Annotated in this window: 19 protein-coding genes; 11 read left to right on the forward strand and 8 right to left on the reverse strand. The window is 71.3% G+C overall.

The annotated features are described in order from the left end of the window. The first annotated feature begins 38 nt into the window (after positions 1-38). From U8525_RS23130 to trxA, 5 genes are all read left to right on the forward strand, one after another. Entirely contained in the window at positions 39-695 is a 657-nt protein-coding gene (locus U8525_RS23130; protein WP_374268459.1) for an LON peptidase substrate-binding domain-containing protein, read from the forward strand. A gap of 121 nt (positions 696-816) precedes the next feature. Continuing rightward, complete coding sequence (gene nadE, locus U8525_RS23135; RefSeq protein ID WP_374268460.1) at positions 817-2709, forward strand: NAD(+) synthase; 1893 nt, start codon at positions 817-819, stop codon at positions 2707-2709. Between the two features lie 201 nt (positions 2710-2910). After that, positions 2911-4083: a hypothetical protein gene (locus tag U8525_RS23140; RefSeq protein WP_374268461.1), complete on the forward strand. Its 1173-nt coding sequence runs from the start codon at positions 2911-2913 to the stop codon at positions 4081-4083. 182 nt (positions 4084-4265) lie between these two features. Next, positions 4266-4589 (forward strand): FKBP-type peptidyl-prolyl cis-trans isomerase, encoded by a 324-nt coding sequence (locus U8525_RS23145; RefSeq protein WP_120547595.1) that lies wholly within the window; start codon positions 4266-4268, stop codon positions 4587-4589. A 9-nt stretch (positions 4590-4598) separates the two neighbouring features. Continuing rightward, positions 4599-4982, forward strand: coding sequence for a thioredoxin (trxA, locus tag U8525_RS23150; RefSeq protein WP_374268462.1), 384 nt, complete (start codon positions 4599-4601; stop codon positions 4980-4982). Between the two features lie 33 nt (positions 4983-5015). Here trxA and U8525_RS23155 read toward each other — a convergent pair whose 3' ends face one another. Continuing rightward, positions 5016-5903: a hypothetical protein gene (locus U8525_RS23155; protein ID WP_374268463.1), complete on the reverse strand. Its 888-nt coding sequence runs from the start codon at positions 5901-5903 to the stop codon at positions 5016-5018. A 117-nt stretch (positions 5904-6020) separates the two neighbouring features. Between U8525_RS23155 and U8525_RS23160 the strand changes: the two genes are divergently transcribed. Both U8525_RS23160 and U8525_RS23165 read left to right on the forward strand, forming a co-directional pair. Then, positions 6021-8525, forward strand: coding sequence for a TonB family protein (locus U8525_RS23160; RefSeq protein WP_374268464.1), 2505 nt, complete (start codon positions 6021-6023; stop codon positions 8523-8525). Continuing rightward, positions 8522-9334: a hypothetical protein gene (locus U8525_RS23165; protein WP_374268465.1), complete on the forward strand. Its 813-nt coding sequence runs from the start codon at positions 8522-8524 to the stop codon at positions 9332-9334. Before U8525_RS23160 ends, U8525_RS23165 begins: the two co-directional genes overlap by 4 nt. Before the next feature lie 255 nt (positions 9335-9589). Here the strand turns inward: U8525_RS23165 and U8525_RS23170 are convergent, their stop codons facing one another. The 6 genes from U8525_RS23170 to U8525_RS23195 all read right to left on the reverse strand — a co-directional run bounded on the left by U8525_RS23170 (position 9590) and on the right by U8525_RS23195 (position 14345). After that, positions 9590-10126, reverse strand: a complete 537-nt coding sequence (locus U8525_RS23170) for a Uma2 family endonuclease (RefSeq protein WP_374268466.1) — start codon at positions 10124-10126, stop codon at positions 9590-9592. A 127-nt stretch (positions 10127-10253) separates the two neighbouring features. Beyond that, the gene (locus tag U8525_RS23175) at positions 10254-11243 is read right to left on the reverse strand and encodes an Ig-like domain-containing protein (RefSeq protein WP_374268467.1); all 990 of its coding nucleotides are present in this window, start codon (positions 11241-11243) and stop codon (positions 10254-10256) included. A 111-nt stretch (positions 11244-11354) separates the two neighbouring features. Continuing rightward, the gene (locus tag U8525_RS23180) at positions 11355-12104 is read right to left on the reverse strand and encodes a putative metal-binding motif-containing protein (protein WP_374268468.1); all 750 of its coding nucleotides are present in this window, start codon (positions 12102-12104) and stop codon (positions 11355-11357) included. A gap of 127 nt (positions 12105-12231) precedes the next feature. Beyond that, the gene (locus U8525_RS23185; protein WP_374268469.1) at positions 12232-12879 is read right to left on the reverse strand and encodes a hypothetical protein; all 648 of its coding nucleotides are present in this window, start codon (positions 12877-12879) and stop codon (positions 12232-12234) included. 113 nt (positions 12880-12992) lie between these two features. Beyond that, the gene (locus U8525_RS23190; protein WP_374268470.1) at positions 12993-13601 is read right to left on the reverse strand and encodes a hypothetical protein; all 609 of its coding nucleotides are present in this window, start codon (positions 13599-13601) and stop codon (positions 12993-12995) included. A 42-nt stretch (positions 13602-13643) separates the two neighbouring features. Next, positions 13644-14345 carry a hypothetical protein gene (locus tag U8525_RS23195; RefSeq protein WP_374268471.1) on the reverse strand — a complete coding sequence of 234 codons (702 nt, stop codon included), beginning with the start codon at positions 14343-14345 and terminating at the stop codon, positions 13644-13646. Between the two features lie 255 nt (positions 14346-14600). Here U8525_RS23195 and U8525_RS23200 point away from each other — a divergent pair, with 255 nt between their 5' ends. Together U8525_RS23200 and U8525_RS23205 are read left to right on the forward strand one after the other, a co-directional pair. Continuing rightward, complete coding sequence (locus U8525_RS23200) at positions 14601-15446, forward strand: deoxyribonuclease I (protein ID WP_374268472.1); 846 nt, start codon at positions 14601-14603, stop codon at positions 15444-15446. Between the two features lie 6 nt (positions 15447-15452). After that, complete coding sequence (locus U8525_RS23205) at positions 15453-17174, forward strand: carboxypeptidase regulatory-like domain-containing protein (RefSeq protein WP_374268473.1); 1722 nt, start codon at positions 15453-15455, stop codon at positions 17172-17174. 2 nt (positions 17175-17176) lie between these two features. Here the strand turns inward: U8525_RS23205 and U8525_RS23210 are convergent, their stop codons facing one another. Further along, positions 17177-17716, reverse strand: coding sequence for a MarR family transcriptional regulator (locus tag U8525_RS23210; RefSeq protein ID WP_374268474.1), 540 nt, complete (start codon positions 17714-17716; stop codon positions 17177-17179). 300 nt (positions 17717-18016) lie between these two features. Here U8525_RS23210 and U8525_RS23215 point away from each other — a divergent pair, with 300 nt between their 5' ends. Together U8525_RS23215 and tnpB are read left to right on the forward strand one after the other, a co-directional pair. Further along, entirely contained in the window at positions 18017-18400 is a 384-nt protein-coding gene (locus tag U8525_RS23215) for a transposase (protein WP_374268475.1), read from the forward strand. Next, positions 18397-18707: IS66 family insertion sequence element accessory protein TnpB (tnpB, locus tag U8525_RS23220; protein ID WP_374268476.1), on the forward strand; the 311-nt coding region annotated here is incomplete at its 3' end. The genes U8525_RS23215 and tnpB, both read left to right, overlap by 4 nt.

Here is an 18707-nt window from a genome sequence, read left to right on the forward strand (position 1 = left end):
CCATGCCCCGGGGGCTTACACACGGGGGAAGGGTGACCATGACCGCACAAGAGACCGTGGAACGCGCCGCCGGCGCGCTGAAGGTGTTTCCCCTGCCGTCGGCGGTCCTGTTCCCGCACACCGTGATTCCCCTGCACATCTTCGAACCCCGCTACCGGGCGCTGGTGAAGGACGCGCTCGCCACGGACCGGGTGCTGGCCCTGGGCCAGCTGGAGCCGGGCTGGGAGGGCAACTACGAGGGCCGCCCGCCGCTGCAACCCCTGATGTGCGCGGGTGTCATCGTCTGGGACGAGCAGGTGGAGGACGGGCGCTACAACATCCTCCTCCAGGGCGTCAGCCGGGCGCGGATGGTGCAGGAGCTGCCGCCGGACGCGCTCTACCGCCAGGTGCGCGCCCAGGTGCTGACGGATGCCCCCTACACGGGGCCGGAGGAGGAGCAGCTGCGCCAGGCCGTCTTCGAGCTGGCCGGCCGGGTGCCGCCCTCGTTCGCGGAGCGCCTGCTGCCGGTGGCCGCGCGCGCCGGCGGGGGCATGCTGGCGGACGTGGTGGCGTCCGCGCTGGTGCCGGAGCCCGGGCGGCGGCAGGAGCTGCTGGGCGAGCTGGACGTGCGGCGCCGCCTGGAGGCGGTGCTGGAGGACGTGAGCGACCTCTTGAGCCAGCTTCAGCCGGTGCGCCCCAGCGGGCCGCTGAACTGACGGAGGCGGCCCCGGCGGGGCACTGAACGCCGGGGGCCCGGGGCCACATCATCCGCTTGCCCTGGCCCCCCCTTGCGCGCATTGCTCGGGGCATCACGCCTTCCAGGGAGAGCGACGCACCATGCGGCTCGTGAAGATTGGCATCGCCAGCGTCAACACCACCGTGGGCGCCTTCCAGGCGAACACCGACCGGGTGCTGGAGCTGGCGAGGAAGATGGCGGCGGAGGAGGTCACGCTGGGCGTCTTCCCCGAGCAGGTCATCGCCGGCTACCCGGCGGAGGACCTGGTCCAGTGGCAGGGCTTCATCGACCACCAGTGGCCGGAGCTGGAGCGCTTCGCGAAGGAGACCGCGGCGCTGCCCCTGGTGAGCATCCTGGGCGTGGGCGTGGCCCACCAGGGCGTGCGCCTCAACTGCGCGGCGGTGGTGGCGGGCGGCCAGGTGCTGGGCCTGGTCCCGAAGGAGAAGCTGCCCACGTACAACGTCTTCTACGAGGGCCGCACCTTCGGCCACGGCCAGCCGGGCATGGCGGAGCGCCACCGGGGCGTGCCGCTGGGCGACTACCTCTTCCAGTTCGACTTCGGCACGGTGGCGCCGGAGGTGTGCGAGGACATCTGGAGCGCGGACGGCCCCATGCGCCGGCGCGCGTACTCCGGCGGCGAGCTGGTGGTGAACCTGTCCGCCTCCCCCTTCCGGCTGGGCTTCTGGGAGACGCGCCGCGAGCTCATCGCCACGCGCGCGTCCGACCACCAGGTCACCATCGCCTACGCGAACGCGGTGGGCAGCAACGACGGCCTCATCTTCGACGGCGGCGGCTTCGTCAACCAGAACGGCCGCCATGTGCTGGAGACGCCGCGCTTCCAGCAGGGCTACACCTCCGCCGTGGTGGACCTGGACCGCACGCTGCGCCTGCGCACGGAGAACACCACCTGGCGCGTGGACCGCGAGGACTGGGTCACGGCCGGCGGCAGGAAGGTGCCCACCCTGGACTGCACGCAGGCGGTGCAGACGCAGCGCCAGCGGCTGGCGTACCCCGTGCCCGCGCACCGCAGCTTCTTCCTGCCCGCGCCGGATACCCGCCGCACCGCGCGCGTGGCGCTGTGCGAGGACATCCTGGACGCGCTGTCCCTGGGCGTGGGCGACTACTTCGAGAAGACGCGCGCCTTCAAGCTGTTCGGCATCGCGCTGTCGGGCGGGCGGGACTCGCTGCTCACGCTGCTCATCGCGCACCGCTACGCGAAGCGCGCGCGGCCGGACGACCCGGGCTCGCTCATCCAGGCGTTCTACATGCCCAGTCCGTACTCCAGCGAGCAGACGCGCGACGCGGCGGAGACCATCGCGCGGGAATTGGGCGTGCCCTTCCAGGTGGTCTCCATCGAGGAGGCCTTCGAGCGCGAGAAGGCCGCCGCCCAGAAGATGCTGGGCGACGTGAAGCTCACCCCCATCACCGAGCAGAACATCCAGGCCCGCATCCGCGCGCAGCGCATGTGGAACTGGAGCAACTCCTGCGGCGGCCTGTTCCTCCAGACGGGCAACATGAGCGAGAAGTCCGTGGGCTACACCACCATCGGCGGCGACCTGATGGGCGCGCTCGCGGTCATCGCCAACGTGCCCAAGACGGTGGTGATGTACCTGCTGGACTACCTCCAGGAGACCACCGGCTACGAGGGCATCCGCAAGGTGCTGGCCAAGCCCGCCGGGCCGGAGCTGGCGCATGATCAGGTGGGGGAGGAGGAGCTGATGCCCTTCCCCATCCTGGACGCGTGCTTCTACCTGCACGCGGGCGAGAAGCTCACCCCGTCGGAGATGCGCACCGCCCTCACCGCGATGTTCCCGGAGGTGGAGGCGGAGCGGCTGGGCGGGTACGTGGACCGCTTCGTGCGCCTGTTCCAGCAGTCCATCTACAAGTGGGTGCAGGCGCCGCTGTCGCTGCACATCGGCAACCTGGACCTGGACCGGGAGCGCGCGCTGCAATTGCCTGTCGTCACCGGATCCGCCTGGCTGCGCGACGCGTGACGGATGGCTTTTGACGTCTGCCTTTGACGGTGGACAGGGGGGCGTCCATGCCCTCCTCCCCCGTGAAGTGGCTCTGAAACCACGCCCTCCCCCCTGGAGGGCAGGCGGGCGGGTCGGCTGTCTTTGACTTCCCGCGCAAGGCTTGCCGGATGTCCCACGCAAGACAACCTTCATGTCAGTCAGTCGACGATGGAGGGTTGGATGAAAGCGAAAATTCTGGCGGGCGCCATCGCGGCGCTCATGTATGGGACGGGGGCGGGCGCGGCGGAGAAGGATTGCCCTCCAGGGCAGGCCGCGGTCCACAAGGACAAGCAGCACAAGGACATGTCGGCGCAGTCCTCCCAGGGCGGGGTCCAGGAGGAGGACCTCATCATCGAGGAGGCGCCGGTGGATGAGTCGCTCCAGGGCACGGGCGGCAGCGGCTCGTCGTACGACGGCTCCTCGACGAGCAGCCAGGGCCTGGGCACCAGCGACCAGGGCCTGAGCAGCCCCAGCGCGAGCGCCAAGGGCGGCAGCGGCGCGGTCTACCTGAACATGCCGCTGCGCTGCGAGCCGGTGGACCAGTCCGGCGTGGGCGGCAGCGGCACCGGCGGCAGTGGCTCCAGCAACATCACGCCGCAGGCCGAGCCGCCAGCGCCTCCGCCTCCCGCGGCGCAGCCTCCCGCTCCGCCTCCGCCGCCGTCCGGCACGAGCAGCGGCGGCATGAGCCAGCGTGAGAGCACGCTGGGCAGCGACCAGGCCACGGGCGGGAGCGGGCTGACGACGCCGCCGCCGTCCTCGGACTTCCGCCCGTCGGCGAGCGCCAACGAGGAGGTCCAGCCGCTCGAGGTGGAGAAGAAGAGCAAGAACGCGAAGAAGGGCCTGACGCTCCTCATCGGTGGCGGTGTGGAAGGCTACACCGGCGCCCTGGCTCCGCAGCTGGCCCCCGGTCCCTCCGCGAACGTGACGGCGTCGATCAAGCCGACGTCCGTGCTGGGCGTCGAGGTCGGCTACTCCGGCGCGTTGAACAACATCAAGAACGCGGGCTCCGCGGGCGCGGAGACCGGTCCGGACCTGGTGCGCAACGGCGGCCAGGCGGCCCTGACGCTCGCCATGACGCCGACGGCGGTGCAGCCGTACCTGCTGGGCGGTATCGGCATCAGCAACTACCACTTCCGCGGCGGTGAGTCGCTCGGCTACAGCGACGACACCGTGGGCAACGTGCCGGCGGGCGTGGGCGTGCGCGGCCACTTCGGCCACTTCACCGCGGACCTGCGCGGCTACTACAACTTCCTGTTCGACAAGCAGTTCGCCCCCAACATCGACCCGGGCGGCGGCGACGCGGGGGGCGGTGGCAGCTACGTGGGCTCGCTGAACGTGGGTGGCACGTTCTGACCTGAAGCCTGGAAGTCACGGCCTCCATGGCAGGAGCTGACGGCGGGGTGTCCGGAATCATCCGGCGCCCCGCCGTCACCTTTTTTATTCCAGCGGGGGATGGGCATTCAGGGAGGCGGGAGGCGGCGCCCGGCATTAGAGTGGCCATCTTTCCACGGCGGATCCCCCGCCAAGGAGCCTGCATGAGCTTGGGAGTCGAAGACGTGAAGGTCGGGACCGGGGCGGAAGCGGTCGCCGGCAAGCGGGTGACGGTGCACTACGTGGGCACGCTCACGGACGGCAAGAAGTTCGACAGCAGCCGGGACCGGGGTCAGGGCTTCACCTTCCCGCTGGGCGCCGGCCACGTCATCCAGGGCTGGGACCAGGGCGTCGCGGGCATGAAGGTGGGCGGCGTCCGCAAGCTCACCATCCCGCCGGAGCTGGGCTACGGCTCGCGCGGCGCGGCCGGTGTGATTCCCCCCAACGCCACCCTCCTCTTCGAGGTGGAGCTGTTGGACGTTCGTTAGGAGGCCATCATGGCGACGCTCGAAATCACGAAGGACAACTTCAAGGAGACGGTGGGCAAGAGCGGCATCGTCATCCTGGACTGGTGGGCCACCTGGTGTGGTCCGTGCCGCGCGTTCGCGCCCATCTTCGAAAGCACCTCCAGCAAGCACGCGGACATCGTGTTCGGGAAGATCGACACCGACGCGCAGCCGGAGCTGTCCGGTGCTTTCGAGATCCGCTCCATCCCCACGCTGATGGTGTTCCGGGACGGCATCCTCCTGTTCGAGCAGCCGGGCGCGATGCCGGGCGCGGCGCTGGAGGACCTCATCCGGCAGGTCCGCGCGCTGAACATGGACGACGTGCGGCGCGAGGTCGAAGCGCAGCGCGCCGCCAAGGAAGCGCCCAAGGCCTGACGCCCGCCGGGGCCTTCCCGCGACGGGGAGGCCCTACGGCGCGGCGACGGTGCAGACGCCGCCGCCGTTGAGGTGCGCCTGATCCACGATGCTCTGGGTGACGAACTCCTGGAGCGTGCGCAGGGCGTAGGCGCCGGGCTGGTAGACGACGGGGTTGCCCTGGGCGTCGCGCAGCTCGCCGCCGTCCAGGCCGCGCAGGTCCAGCAGGTCCTGGGTCGCCAGCCCCTCCGGCGTGATGGCGTGGTCCGGGTCCGCGGTGGCGGCGATGGCCTCGAAGCGCAGCTGCACGCCGCGGTGGGTGCCCAGCCGGTCGTAGAACATGTGCTCGGCGTGGATGGTGACCTCCGCCTCCGCCACGGAGCTCTCCGGCACGACGATGCCCTGGGTGCCGTCCACGCCGTTGATGCAGTCCACCATCCGCGCGTTGACGGGGAAGCCCATGCGGAAGGTGTAGAGGCCCAGCGTGGGGTCGCGGTTCTGCGCGCGGCCCTCCACGAAGTAGCTGAAGCCGCGCTCGCGCATCATCGCCAGGTCGCCCGCGGACACGGAGGCGCCGGCCACGGTGCGGGCCTCCGGAGGGCTCACGCGGAAGGCCACGCCGTAGCGCCCCGCCTCCAGGCCCGTGAGGTCGGTGAGCGGCACGTCCCCCTTCTGGACGTCCACCAGCAGGTGCTCCGTCGTGGCCCGCACGTCGCCGGACGCGGAGGTGAGGGTGAAGTCCCCCAGGGACACCAGGTACTTGGTGAACTGCACGGACCAGCCGTCCTGGAAGAGGTGGTCCGCGTAGCCGCGCTGCGTGCCGTCCCCGCCGCTCAACGTCACCCGCACGTCGCCCCGCGCCACCGCATCGCCGCAGCCCGCGGCCATGAGCGCCAGCGCGCCTGGCAGCAGGGCCCGGGTCCACTTGCGTCGTTGGTTCATGCAGCAGCTTGGTATTTGTAACTTAATTGCAAGTCAAGCGCGGGTTGCGATATCCACGGGCGGCCGTTGGAAGGGCCGCCCGTGTCGGGTGGGCCCCGCCGGCCGAGGTCGTTGCCCGTGTTCATCCCGACGCTGGTGCTCTGGCTGTTGAGCGCGTCGCCCGAAGTGCCCGTGACGCCGCCCGTCCCCGTGGAGGCCGCGCCGCCCGTGATGCCGGCGGAGGTGCCCGCGTTGACGGAGGCCGTGCGCGTGCTGCTGCGGCTGACCATCGACGCCGCGGGCGAGGTGTCCCAGGTGGAGGTGAGGGAGTCCGGAGGCGTGGCCTTCGACCGGGCCGCGATGGCGGCGGCCCTGCGCTGGCGCTTCGAGCCCGCGCGCCGGGGCGCGGCGCCGCTGGAGGTGCGGGTGGACGTGCCGGTGACGTTCGAGCCGGTGGTGGACCCTGCGGCGCTCGCGGCGGATGACGGCGCCTCCGCGTCCGGGCCGCCGGAGCCCACTGGGGCGGAGCCACTGCCCGCGCCCGCGAAGCCGGAGCCGCCCGCGTTCTCCACCACCGTGCGGGGGCAGTCCGCCGCGCCGCCCCCTGTCGCCGTGGGGGACTTCCACATCACGGTGGGGCAGCTGGCGGATGTGCCTCGCAACTCGGCCACGGACCTGATGCTGCTGGCGCCGGGGGTGATGCTCGCCAACCACGGTGGGGAGGGGCACGCGGAGACCGTCTACCTGCGCGGCTTCGACGCGGGCGAGGGCAAGGACGTGGAGATGCGCCTGGACGGGGTGCCCCTCAACGAGGTCTCCCAGGCCCACGGCCACGGCTACGCGGACACGTACTTCATCATCCCGGAGCTGGTGCAGTCCCTGCGCGTGACGGAGGGACCCTACGACCCGTCGCAGGGCGACTTCGGCGTCGCGGGCACCGTGGAGTATCAGCTGGGGCTGGAGCGGCGGGGCATCACCGCGTCCGCCAGCTACGGCAGCTTCGCGTCGCGCCGGCTGTCCCTGGTGTGGGGGCCTCCCGGAGCCACCGCCGCCACCTTCGTCGGCGTGCTGCTGCGCCAGGGGCACGGCTTCGGCCCCAACCGCGCTTACGCCAACGCGAGCCTGATGGCCCAGACGGAGCTGCGCCTGGGCGCGGAGACGAAGCTGCGCCTGTTCGGCGCGAGCTACGGCGCGCGCTATGCCTCCGCGGGCGTGGTGCGGGAGACGGACGTCGTGGACGCGCGGCTGCCGTGTGACGCGGACGCGGACTCGCAGTTCTTCTGCCTCTACGACCCGAACCAGGGCGGCGCGAGCCAACGCCACATCGCCTCCGTGGAGCTGACGTCCCGGCTGGAGCGCGGGGGCCGCTTCGTGCAGCAGGCCTTCGCCATCGCCCGGCAGATGCGCGGCCGCGAGAACTTCACCGGCTTCCTCCAGGACACGCCGCCCATCGGCGAGGCCCAGCGCGGCGACGACACGGAGCAGTCCTACCAGGGCACCACCGTGGGGCTGCGCGGCCGGTACACGCCGGGCCTCACCTGGGCGGGGCAGCCGCAGCCGCTGGAGCTGGGCTACCTGGCCCGCTACGACAACGTGCACACGCGCGCGCGGCGCCTGCGCGACAAGGGCGGCGCTCCCTACGCCACCGTGTTCGACAACCAGGTGCGCGTGACGAACCTGGGCGCGTACCTGTCCCTGCGGGGCGCGCCGCTGGAGTGGCTCACGCTGCGCGGCGGCGTGCGCGTGGACGCGTTCCTGTTCGGCGTGGAGGACCTGAACCGGCCGGCGGAGGACCGGCTGGGGGCTCGCATCCCGGAGGAGTCCGTGGAGGCGTATGGCTTCTTCGCCAGCCCCCGCGCCAGCGCGGAGGTGCGCCTGACGCGGCGCCTCACATGGCTGACCAGCGCGGGCCTGGGGGCGCGCTCCAGCGACGCGGCCGGCCTGTCCGACGCGGAGTTCGCGCCCTACGCGCGGGTGACCTCCGGGGAGACGGGCCTGGGCTGGCGGTGGAGCGACGGCCCCTCCCTGCTGGAGCTGCGCGGCGCGGTGTTCGCCACGCGCGTGTCGCAGGACCTGGTGTTCAGCGAGACGACGGGGCGCAACCAGCCGCTGGGGCCGTCGCAGCGGCTGGGCGCGTTCGGCAGCGCGCGCCTCCAGTGGGAGCAGCGCCTGGACGTGCAGGCGAGCCTCGCGTGGGCCCGCGCGACGCAGCCGCTGCCCGGGGCCTCGCCGTGGAGGCTGTGGGACGGCGCGGTGCTGCCGTACATCCCGCAGCTGCTGGGCCGCGTGGACGCGTCGTGGCGGGGCACGGCCACCGTGGCCCGCCAGCCGGTGGGGTGGAGCGTGGCGCTGGGACACAGCGCCATCGGGCCCAAGCCCCTGCCGTTGGACCGCTACAGCGAGCCCATCTTCCTCTTCGACGTGGCGGCCCGCGCGAGCTGGCGCGCCGTGGAGCTGGGCCTGTCGGTGGAGAACCTGCTGGACGCGCGCTGGCGCGAGTCCGAGTTCAACTACGTGTCCAACTTCCGCGGCCCCGACGCCCCCGCGTCCCTGCTGGCCACGCGCCACTTCTCCGCCGGTGCGCCCCGCACCGTGCGCGGCACCCTCACCGTCTACCTGGACCTCCAGGAGGAGCGGCCATGAAGCGCTGTTCGCGTCGTGCCTTCACGTGGCTGCTGGGCGGCGCGCTCGCGGCGGGCTGCGGCCTGTCCGGCACCGGCGGCCGGAGCATCACCTTCCGCATGGGCCTGCGCCCGGCGCTCGCACCCGGCGAGCCCTCCGTGGGCACCTTCACCACCGACACCGGCTGGCGCGTGGCGCTCACCACCGCGCGCCTGGTGCTGGGGCCCATCTACCTGTTCGAGAAGGCCTCGCCGCTCCAGCCCCAGGCCCTGCTGCGCCGCCTGGGCGGCGTGCTGCTGCCCACCGCGCACGCCCACGAAGGGGACTTCTTCTCCGGAGGCCGCGTGCTGGGCGAGTGGGATCGCGAGGTGGTCTTCGACCTGCTCGCGGACGCGGGGCAGGCGCGCGTGCTGGGGCGCTCTCCTGGCATCGCCGGCCTGGCGCGGTCGCTGTCGCTGCTGCTCCAGCCGCCGTCGAGCGCCCTGGGCCCGGAGGCGGACGTGATGGGGGGGCGCTCCCTGGTCCTGGAGGGCGTCGCGACGCAGGCGGCGGCGCGCGTGCCCTTCCGCGTCGCCATGGACTTCCCGCCGCCCGTGGAGCTCCAGCGGGTGGACTTCGTGCCCATCGAGGTGGACCTCGACGACGAGGGCCTCTTCGTCCTCGAGCCGCAGCCGCACCGCTGGTTCACCGGCGCGCACTTCGACCGGCTGACGCCGCCCCCGGACGGGACGCCGGTGGAGGTGGGGGCGGAGACCCAGGTGTACCGGGCGCTGAGCGTCAACGTGCGCCGCTTCGACGCGTTCACCGGCGCGTGGGAGCCGGCGGCGTGAATCCATCCGCGGGGGCTGGATGGGGGCGCCGCTCGACCGCGTCATGCCCCTCCATCACCGCTTCCCGCTCCCCGCACGCTCCCGCCCGCTCGTCGTCTCCTCGGCTGGCGGAGCGCCCGAGCTGCCCGTTCCGGAAGCGGGCCGCGCGTTGACCGCCGCGCTCAGGGCCGCGAGCGGCATCGCCCTCGTCTCGGGGAACGTGGGCTTCCTGTTCTCGATTAGAAGCGGGATCGCGGACCTGGAGCGCTGAGCGCCTCAGGCCTGGGTCCAGAACGGCGACAGCACCAGGTCCACGTTTCCGAACGGCTCCGCGCGGATGCGCTCCTCGCCCACGTAGGTGTTCATCAGCACCCAGCGCTCGTGGTCCTGGCGGAGCACCTCCACCACGCGGTGGACGGGGTTGATGACCCACGCGTTGAGGATGCCCGCGCGGGCGTAGCGCGGCAGCTTGATGGCCAGGTCCAGCTTCGCGGTGGCGGGGGTCAGCACCTCGCAGACCCAATCCGGCACGTTGTTGATGAACGCGCCATCGGGCAGCGTCGACGGCCGTCCGCCCACCCAGCCCGCGAGGTCCGGCACGAGCACGTCCTGGCCCAGGAGCAGCCGGGGCTCGGAGGTCCACCACCAGCCCTCCGGCGCGCGGCCCAGCAGCGGCGTCAGCCCCTGCTTGCGCGCGATGGGCGGCGACGAGACGTAGAGGACGCCATCCAACGCCTCGCCCACCAGGTAATGGGGCAGCGTCTGCACTTCCTCGTAAGGGGCGAGCGTCCTGGGCGTGGCGGCGTGGCGCATGGGGTGGGCCTCCGACTCCGAGAGAGACCGTCACCGTAGCGAGCGGCCATCCACGCGGCATCGGACCGCCAGGGCGGTCCACCTTGTCCTGGTGGACGCGCCCCCTCCCCGCGGGCCATGTGGACTGCTATTCGCGCTCCAGCACGAACTGGATGTGTTCAGAAGCCACGGGGCCGAACTGGAACAGGTAGATCTGATCCCCCGGCTCCGCCGCGAACGTCGCCGTGTGCGTGATGCCCGCGCAGATGAACCGCGCGGGCGCGAGCACCGACGCCACGTCCGTCCCCGTCGTGTCGTTGGTGACCTTCGTGGGCACCTCCTGGTTGAAGTAGAGCGTGACGTGCTCGGCGTTCTCCGGGTCGGAGATGAAGCCCGTGTAGCCGCCGAAGCCTCCCTCCACCGTGCGCAGGGCGACGTCGTAGCGCGTGTGGCCGGTGTTCGTGTCGGGCGGGAAGTCGAACGGCGTGCGGCCCGCGGTGACGGCCTCCGGCGTGTTGACGAGCGTGTGCGTGCACGCGTGCTCCAGCTCCGGGTCGCGCTCGCCGGTGGTGAAGTCCAGCGCGGTGTCGCCGCCCAGGCCCACGGTGCCGGAGGACAGCGCGAGCCCGGCCGTGTCCCTCAGCGCGTCCAGCGCCAGGGCGTAGCGGGTGGAGACCTCCAGCGGCCGGGTGCTCTCCTCGGTGCGAGGCACGGTGACGGTGAGCGTGCGCGCGTCCTCGGACCAGGTGCCGGTCAGCACGCGGGCGGGGGCGGTGGTGTCCGTGCGGTCGCGCAGCGTGACCTGGGAGGTGGACGGGTCCATGGGCTCGCTGAAGGTGAGCGTCAGCACCTTGCGGAAGGCGATGACCGGCGTCTGGCCGGACGCGTCCAGGTACATCTCCAGCGGGTAGACGTCCGTCTCGCCCTCGGCGGGCTGGGAGGCGGTGACGGTGACCGGGGAGGGCGTGCCGGCGTCGGTGGTGGTGCCGGCGTCGGTGGTGGTGCCGGCGTCGGTGGTGGTGCCCGCGTCGGTGGTGGTGCCCGCGTCCGGCGTGATGACGGGGTCGTCGTCAGCGCAGCCGGTCAGCGCCAGGGCGGCGCAGGTGATGAACAGGAAGGTGGCGGAGGAGAGACGCATCGGGGGGAGTCCTTCGTGCAAGCGGGGAAAGGCCCACGCCGGAGCACCCTTCCGAGGGAGGTGCTCCGGCGCGGGAGCGAGCCTTCTCAGGCCCGCGTCAGGGGACGGCGGTCAGCACTGCGCTCCGTCGCAGTTGTCATCGATGCCGTTGCCGCAGATCTCCGCGGCGCCCGGGTTGATGCTGGCGCCAGTGCCCGGCGTGTCATTGCAGTCGAAGCGCTGGGTCGTGTAGCCGGCGGGCGGCGTGCACGCGGTGTAGACGGACACGGAGTTGTTGCCGTACCCGTCGCCGTCCGCGTCCTGGTAGTAGCGCGTGCGCGTGTCGTTGAGGAACTCCGGCACCACGGTGATGGCGTTGCCCGACGCGGGGCCCGTGGCCACGATGTACGTCGTGCCCGCCGTCAGGTCGTAGACGGACACCTGCGTGAGCGAGCAGCCCGAGGAGGACACGGCATGCGACAGCGCCGAGGGCACCGTGGCGCTGGTGCTGCCGTTGATGACGGTGATGGGCACGTTCTGCGTCCGGTAGAACGCATACGAACCGGTCGTGGCCGGGACGTACGTCACCGAGCCCTCGGCGCCGGACGGCAGCGCCAGGTCGTAGGCCTTGTGCTTCGTGCTGATGGCGGGCGCGCTGGTGACGCGCGTGGCGCTCGCCGTGATGGACACGTGGTCCGCGGGGTTGATGGCGTGGGTGCACGCGTGCGTGGTGATGCCCGTGCCCAGCGACGTGCAGCCCGCCTCCAGCTCCTGCGAGTCCTGCGCCTCGAAGGAGGACTCCGGTGCCTCCTCCATCGGTCCGCAGGCCGTCAGGCCGAGCGACAACAGCGCGCCCAGCGCGATGCGCTTCATCTTCAACATGGGTGTTTCCTTTCGGGATGCCGGGCGCGGCGGAGTGCCAGGCGGCCAGAGACCGCCGGTGCGCCCGGTGCCTCACTCATGCCGTAATCGCAATCTGGTTGCAATAATGGTCAGGCGATTCAGCCCGTCACTGGAGGTTCTCGATGACGAGCCCCAGGCTCGTGAGCGGAGTGGGGCCGAAGGTGAGGGTGTACTGGACCTTGTCCGTCAGCTCGTAGCCGACCATCTGCTTCAGGCCGTCGCAGAAGGCGCCGGTGGCCTGGGTGCCCACGGGCTCCACGACGCGCTCGCCCTCCTTCACGGTGACGGGGACGTCGGGCGTGCTCAGGTAGAGGACGAAGTCGCCCGTGGCCCAGGCCTTGAAACTGAAGGTGCCCACGGACTGGCCGCCCTCCGGGCGCAGGTTGACGGTGTAGTGCGTGTGGAAGTCATCCACGCGCGGCTGCCGCTCCGTCGAGGCAGTGACGGTGGCGAAGGGGCCGTGGGTGACGTGCCAGCAGGCGTGCTCGCCGTTGTCCCCGAAGTCGAAGTCCTCGCGCGGCACGTAGTCCGGGTCCGCCACGCAGGACAGGCCCTGCTCGCTGGCCAGGTAGCCCCGGTTGCAGTGGCACCAGTCGCCGTCAGGCTCGCGGTGGATGTGGCCGTTGGGGGCGCAGGGGTCGCCTTGCTCCTGGGGCGTGTCGTCCGGGGCGGGCGGAGCGTCGTCGTCGCCGCCACAGGCGGTCAGGACCGCCAGGCCGCCGGCCAGGAGGAGGGCGGGAAACGGGATGCGCATGGGGCTGCCTCATCTGGAGTCGCGATGTAGATGCAACTGAGATACAGAAGTTTTCGGGTGTTGGGAAGGCCCGTGGACCTTGGAGGTGTCCACGGGCCTTCACTCAAGAGGGGCTACTCCTCGTGGTGGTCGTGGGCGGTCTCCTCGATGACGAGGAGGAACGTGGCGGGCTGGGGAACGATGGCCGCGAAGTCCACGCGGTAGTCCACGCCGCCCTCCAGGTCGGCCGTGACGGCGGTGCGCAGGCTGCCGCAGACCTCCTGCGGGATGTTGTAGCGGCACTCCAGGCCCACCTCCTCGTTGGTGGCCGCGTTGACGACGCGGATGGCGCGGTAGCCGGAGGTGAGGAAGGCGTACTCGGTGGACTCCTCGGGGGTGAAGATGACGGAGCCCGCGTAGCCCAGCGTCCACTTGTGGAAGGAGATGGCCGGCAGGGTGACGTTGTACGCGGTGTGCTCCACGCTCACGTCCACGAAGGACGGGCCGCCGTAGGGCGCGGCGGTGACGGACTCGAAGGGGCCGTATTCGGCGTGGGTGCAGGAGTGCTCGGCGACCTCCGCCAGCTCCTCCGTGTCCTGGCAGGCGGCGAGCAGCTCCGACTGCTGGGTGATGGGGGCCTCGGACGCCTGGGACTCGGGGACGGCGGGAGCTTCTTCGGTACCGCAGCCGGCGAGCATGAAGACGGCGCCAGCGGCGAGCAGGACATGGGACAGCTTCGACATGATGGGTGACTCCTTGGAGGGTGCTGCGGGTGAGAGCGGGGGCTAGGAGCGGTCCGGGCGCAGGACGAGCCAGGGGACACGCACCTCGCCCGAGGGGAGGCGCTCGGGCGGGAGCTGGAGGTGGGCGCCATGGGCGCTGGGGGACAGGCGGGACGTGCGTTCCCAGGCGTCGCGGAAGGACGCCTCGTCCGGGAAGGTGACGCGCGTCACGCAGCCCGCGGCGTAGCAGTGGGGCGGCTCCGCCGGGACGGGCCGCACGTCCTGGACGATGCGCGCGTGCCATGCGTCCAGCGCGGCGCGGGCGTCCTGCGTCCACGGCTCCGCGCTGGCTCCGGACGCGGTGAGCTCCGCGAGCACGGCGTCACGGCGGGCCTGCGGCGTGGGGTGGTCCGCGCGCAGGGCCCGCACCAGCCGCACGCGCGTCTCCGGCAACACGCGGCGCGCGCGGTCCCGGAGCTCCGGCTGCACGGGCCCCTTCGCCTTCAGCGCCGCGTCGAGGAACAGCTCTGGCGACAGGAGCGTCTCCGACCCGGGCTCCGGCGCGGCGGGCACGGGCTCGCGCACGGACACGCGGGGCGGGGGCGCGGCCTCCGCCTGCGAGAGCGGGGGGGCGGGCTGTTGGAAGACGATGGGCGGGGCGGGGGCCGGCTCGACCGGGGCCTCCAGGGGCCGGTGCAGCCAGGCCACCGCGAGACACGACAACACGACCCCCGTGCCTCCGACACTCCAGACGATGCGGTTCATGGGTTCCCCTCTGGACGCACCTGTGGCGGTGCGCGCGCCCGCTCGCCTTTCCGCGAGAGACCCGCAATAGATGCCACATGGGTTCAAATGCAATCAAGTTGCATTTAATGGGTGGAGCGCGGGGCGCGCCTTGTGGGGGGCTGTCACCGCGATTCGACGAAGGAAGGCTGTCCCTGACGCCTCGGCTTCGCTGAAGATGGCTCGCTGTTCCCCCCGCAGGCCTGGAGGTGCCGTGAAATGAGAGGGTCGTCCTTCTTGTCGCGCGTCCTGGTGTTGACCGTGCTGGTGCTCCCCGCGTTGGCGCAGGCGGGCTCATACCTTCGGGTGGTGAGCTGGAACCTTCGCCACGAGGGTTGGGCGGCGGAGCAGACGTATCTGGATGACGCGAAGCAGCTGTGGACCCAGTTCGGCGCGAACAGCAACTCGAAGAACGGCTGTGACCTGGTGTTCCTCCAGGAGGTGATGGAGTCCGCCGCGGCGACGGCCATCGCGCAGAACCTGACGCAGGTGTCCGGGGTGACGTGGAAGGCGGTGGTGACGCCGCTCCTCGGCCGGTCGTCCTACAAGGAGTCCTACGCGGTGCTGTACCGGACGGACACGGTGTCGCTCCTGTCCTCCTCGGTGTGGACGGACACGGGGGACCTGTTCGAGCGCGAGCCGCAGGTGGTGAAGGTGCGCCACGTGCCGACGGGCGCGGACTACACCTTCCTCAACTGGCACGCGGTGTGGGGCACGGCGGCGGACCGCACGGCGGAGGCGCAGGCCATCGACGGCGTGTTCGCGTCCGTGCAGTCCGCGAGCAGCGTGGACCAGGACGTCATCCTGGTGGGCGACCACAACATGGCCTGCACGCACGCGTCCTGGAGCCAGCTGAAGGGCCTGTCGCCCGCGGTGACCTGCAAGCTGGACGTGGCCACCACGATGAACACGTCCGGGGGCTACGCCAACGCGTACGACCACTTCTGGATGCAGGACACCTACGTGACGGAGTTCTCCAGCACGGGCCGCGACTACATCGCGAACCCGGTGGACTACGTCACGCGGCTGTCGGACCACGCGCCGGTGTGGCTGTCCCTGTACTCCAACAGCGACACGGACTGAGGCCGCATGCGCCGCAAGCAGGTCCTTCGCGGGCTGGTGGTGATGGTGCTCCTGTGCGTGGGTGGATGGATGCTGCTGCGTCCTGCGCCTGCGTTGCCGCCGGTGTCGTCATCACCTCCCGTGTCCATGCGGGTCGAGGACGCCGGTGTGCCGGACGTCGCGCCCGTGGTGGAGATGGCCGAGGCCGCGGACGCGGGCCTGTGGTTGACGGCGACGCTGGAGGGGGGGCGGCCATTCGAAGGTGAGGCGCGCGTGGGCGCGGCGTTCATCTCCGACGGGGATCGCGGCTGGTGGGAGGCTGAGCTGCGCCAGGGCACCGGGCGCGCGCGGCCCGAGCGACTGGAGGACCTGGCCAACGTGCGGGAGTGGATGGAGGCCCCGGTCACCGTTTCAGCGCAGGGCGGAGTGGTAGGGCCGGTGGAGGTGCCATCGGCGCCGCGCTATGAGGTGATGGCCTTCGCGCCAGACGGGACGATCTGGTGGGCGGAGCACGTGCCCGCGAGTCCTCCCATGACAGGCGTCGTGGACCTGGGCGTGGTGAAGGCGCGTCCTCCCACAGGCGTGCGCGTGCGCTTGGAGGGAGCACGGAACATTCCGGGCACGTTCTCCGTGCGGATGAGCCGGGGGATCGGGCCGGATGAGGACGTCGAACGGGTCAGCCGCCTGCTGCCGGTGCTGGCACTGGCGGCGCCAGAGCTCATTCATGCGATGGATGAGGACGTCTTCCTGCCGCTCGTGACAGACGGCGAGACGCGGTTGGCACCCGTGCCTCCGGACTTTTCGGTGTGGCTGGTGTTGCGCACACCAGCCGGAAAGCGGAGCAAGTCCCTGGAGGTGCCCTTGCGAGAGGGCTCGGTGGAGCCGGTGACGCTGGATGTGGCGAAGCTGTTCCCTGAAGGGGTGGGCGGCACGGTCACGCTGAGGGGCCGGGTGCTGTTGGGCGACATGGGCCGGCCCCTGGGGCCCGCGACCGTGAAGCCCGCGGACGGCGAGCCGATACCGTTTGGCGAGGACGGGCGCTTCACGGTGGAGGACGTGCCTGCCTGGGGGCCTACGGTCTTCACCGTGTCGCGGGAGTCACCGGAGCAGGGACGTCCGGTGGCACCCCGAGAGTGGCGGTTTACCTTCACGCCGACGGCGGGGATGCAGGGCGTGGTGGAGGTGGACTGGCGGGTGCCGGCGTACCGGTGGCTCGTGCTGCGGATGGATGGCTTTACGCAGTCGCAGTTGATGGAGCGCTCCCGGGTGCCCTACCCGGTGTACCTGCTGGAGCGTCGCGACGCGGAGGGGGGCTGGCGCGATGTCCCCGCGCAGGAGTTCCTCCCGGAAGAGGACGGCGTCGCGGTGTCCCTGGTGGAGCCTGGCACCTACCGGGTCCAGGTCGCGTCGTCTCCGTTCGCGGCGCGGCCGAGCAGCGTGGCACGGGTGGGCGATGACGCGCAGGAAATGGAGGTGCGGTTGTCCCCGGAGATGGCACCTCCGCCTTCGTGCGAACTGCATGTCTTCAAGAATGGGCAGCCCCGCTCTGGCGTCGGCGTGAGCGCGGGAGGGATGTACCGCTCGCTGCCGCGCGTAGGCGGGAGGACGGACACCGCAGGCCGGTGGCCAATGGGGCCCGTGAATACCGACGAGCTCCCGCTCATGCTGTACGGCGATGACGGCGAGTTGTGGGACGGCGACGGCGCGGAGGCGTGTCGCCGCTCGGGCGTCATCGAGGTGCGGCTGTAGGTTCAGGCGGCCGAAGCCGTTAGAAGGTCGTCAGGGGCGCTGGCCAGCTCGGCGCCCTCCCCGGCGACCTCTTCAGCGGAGCGGGCCTGGGCGGTCAGGGCCTGCATCCACACCTCCAGGACATCCATCAGCGCGCTGCGCATCTCACCCTGGAGGGGAGACAGCAGCTGCGCCATGCGCCCCTGCACCTGCGCGTCGAGCTCGTCCGCGAGCGCGCGGCCCGCGTCGGTGAGGCGCACGCGCACGCGTCGGCGATCATGTCGCACGGCGCGTTCGCGGCGCACGAGGCCGCCGTCCTCCAACCGATCCACCAGCCGGCTCAAGCGCGGCATGGTGAGTCCCCCCAGGCGCATGGCGAGCACTCCCACGGGCAGCAGGCTCTCCGAGCGCAGCCACCAGAGTGCCTGAAGCTCCCGGAGCTCCCAGTGGGGATGGTTTAGGGCCGCCAGGGGGCTCTCCATCGCGCCGCACCGGGCCGCGTCCACCAGGAGGTTCCGCCACCGCGCCACCTGCACGCGCACATCCGCCAAGAGTGCCGTCATGTACCCCTCCCTGTCGTGAGCACCCACCCGAGTCCGGCCCCGCAGGCGTCGTTTCCGGCATCCGCGGGCTCCAAGGACCCGCGAAGGACTCAACGGAAATACGTGACGGACATATCGATCTGGTTCTTGACCGGTATTTTTCCGGAGCCCAGTGGGTGCTCAGCCATGGGCCAGGGTGAGGTTTGGGGAGGGCGTCTTCTTCCTGCGAGCCAGGAGTACAGTAACTCCTCGCCGGAGCCCGTCGTGACAAGTGAGGCATGAAGTGAGGAGGTTGGTGCTCCCCGGTAGAGGAGGGAGTGAATGGACTTGGAGCAGATGAGGGAGACGTTGCGAGCGCAGGCGAAGGCGCGAGCGGGAGTCGGAGTGAAGTTGAGATTCGACGAGGCCTTCCGTGCGCAGGCGGTGGAGTACGTGAGGGGTCGGCAGGCGCAAGGGGTGACTCAGGAGGCGGCGGCCAAGGAGTTGGGGATGTCCTCCTGGACGTTGTCGCGGTGGCACCAGCAGGTGCGGCGAGGAGCAGGGGGGCCCGAGGGAGGCAAGGAGATGTCGCGGGTGTTCCGCCCCGTCGCGGTGAAGCACGAGGCGGAGGTGGAGCGCCTGGTGGTGCACGCTGCCGGGGGCGTGCGAGTGGAAGGACTGACGCTGAGGCAGGTGGCGCGGTTGCTGCGGGAGTTGGGGGGATGATTGGAGCCACCCGGCGGCTGGCGGTGTACGCGTATGGGCAGCCGTGCGACATGCGCAAGAGCTTCGACACGTTGGCCACGCTGGTGACGGGCCACATGGGCCGCGACTTGCTGTCGGGCGACGTCTTCCTCTTCGTGGGAAGGAGCCGTCGCCGGGCCAAGGCCCTCTTCTTCGACGGTACGGGGCTGTGTCTGTTCTCCAAGAGATTGGAGCGAGGTCGTTTCGCGGCCCTCTGGAAACACGAGGCACCGGGCGCGCCCGTGCAGTTGGCGCACTCCGAGCTCGCGCTCTTCTTCGAGGGCAGCGA

It is taken from the genome of Corallococcus sp. RDP092CA (assembly GCF_041903675.1).
Lineage (GTDB): Bacteria > Myxococcota > Myxococcia > Myxococcales > Myxococcaceae > Corallococcus.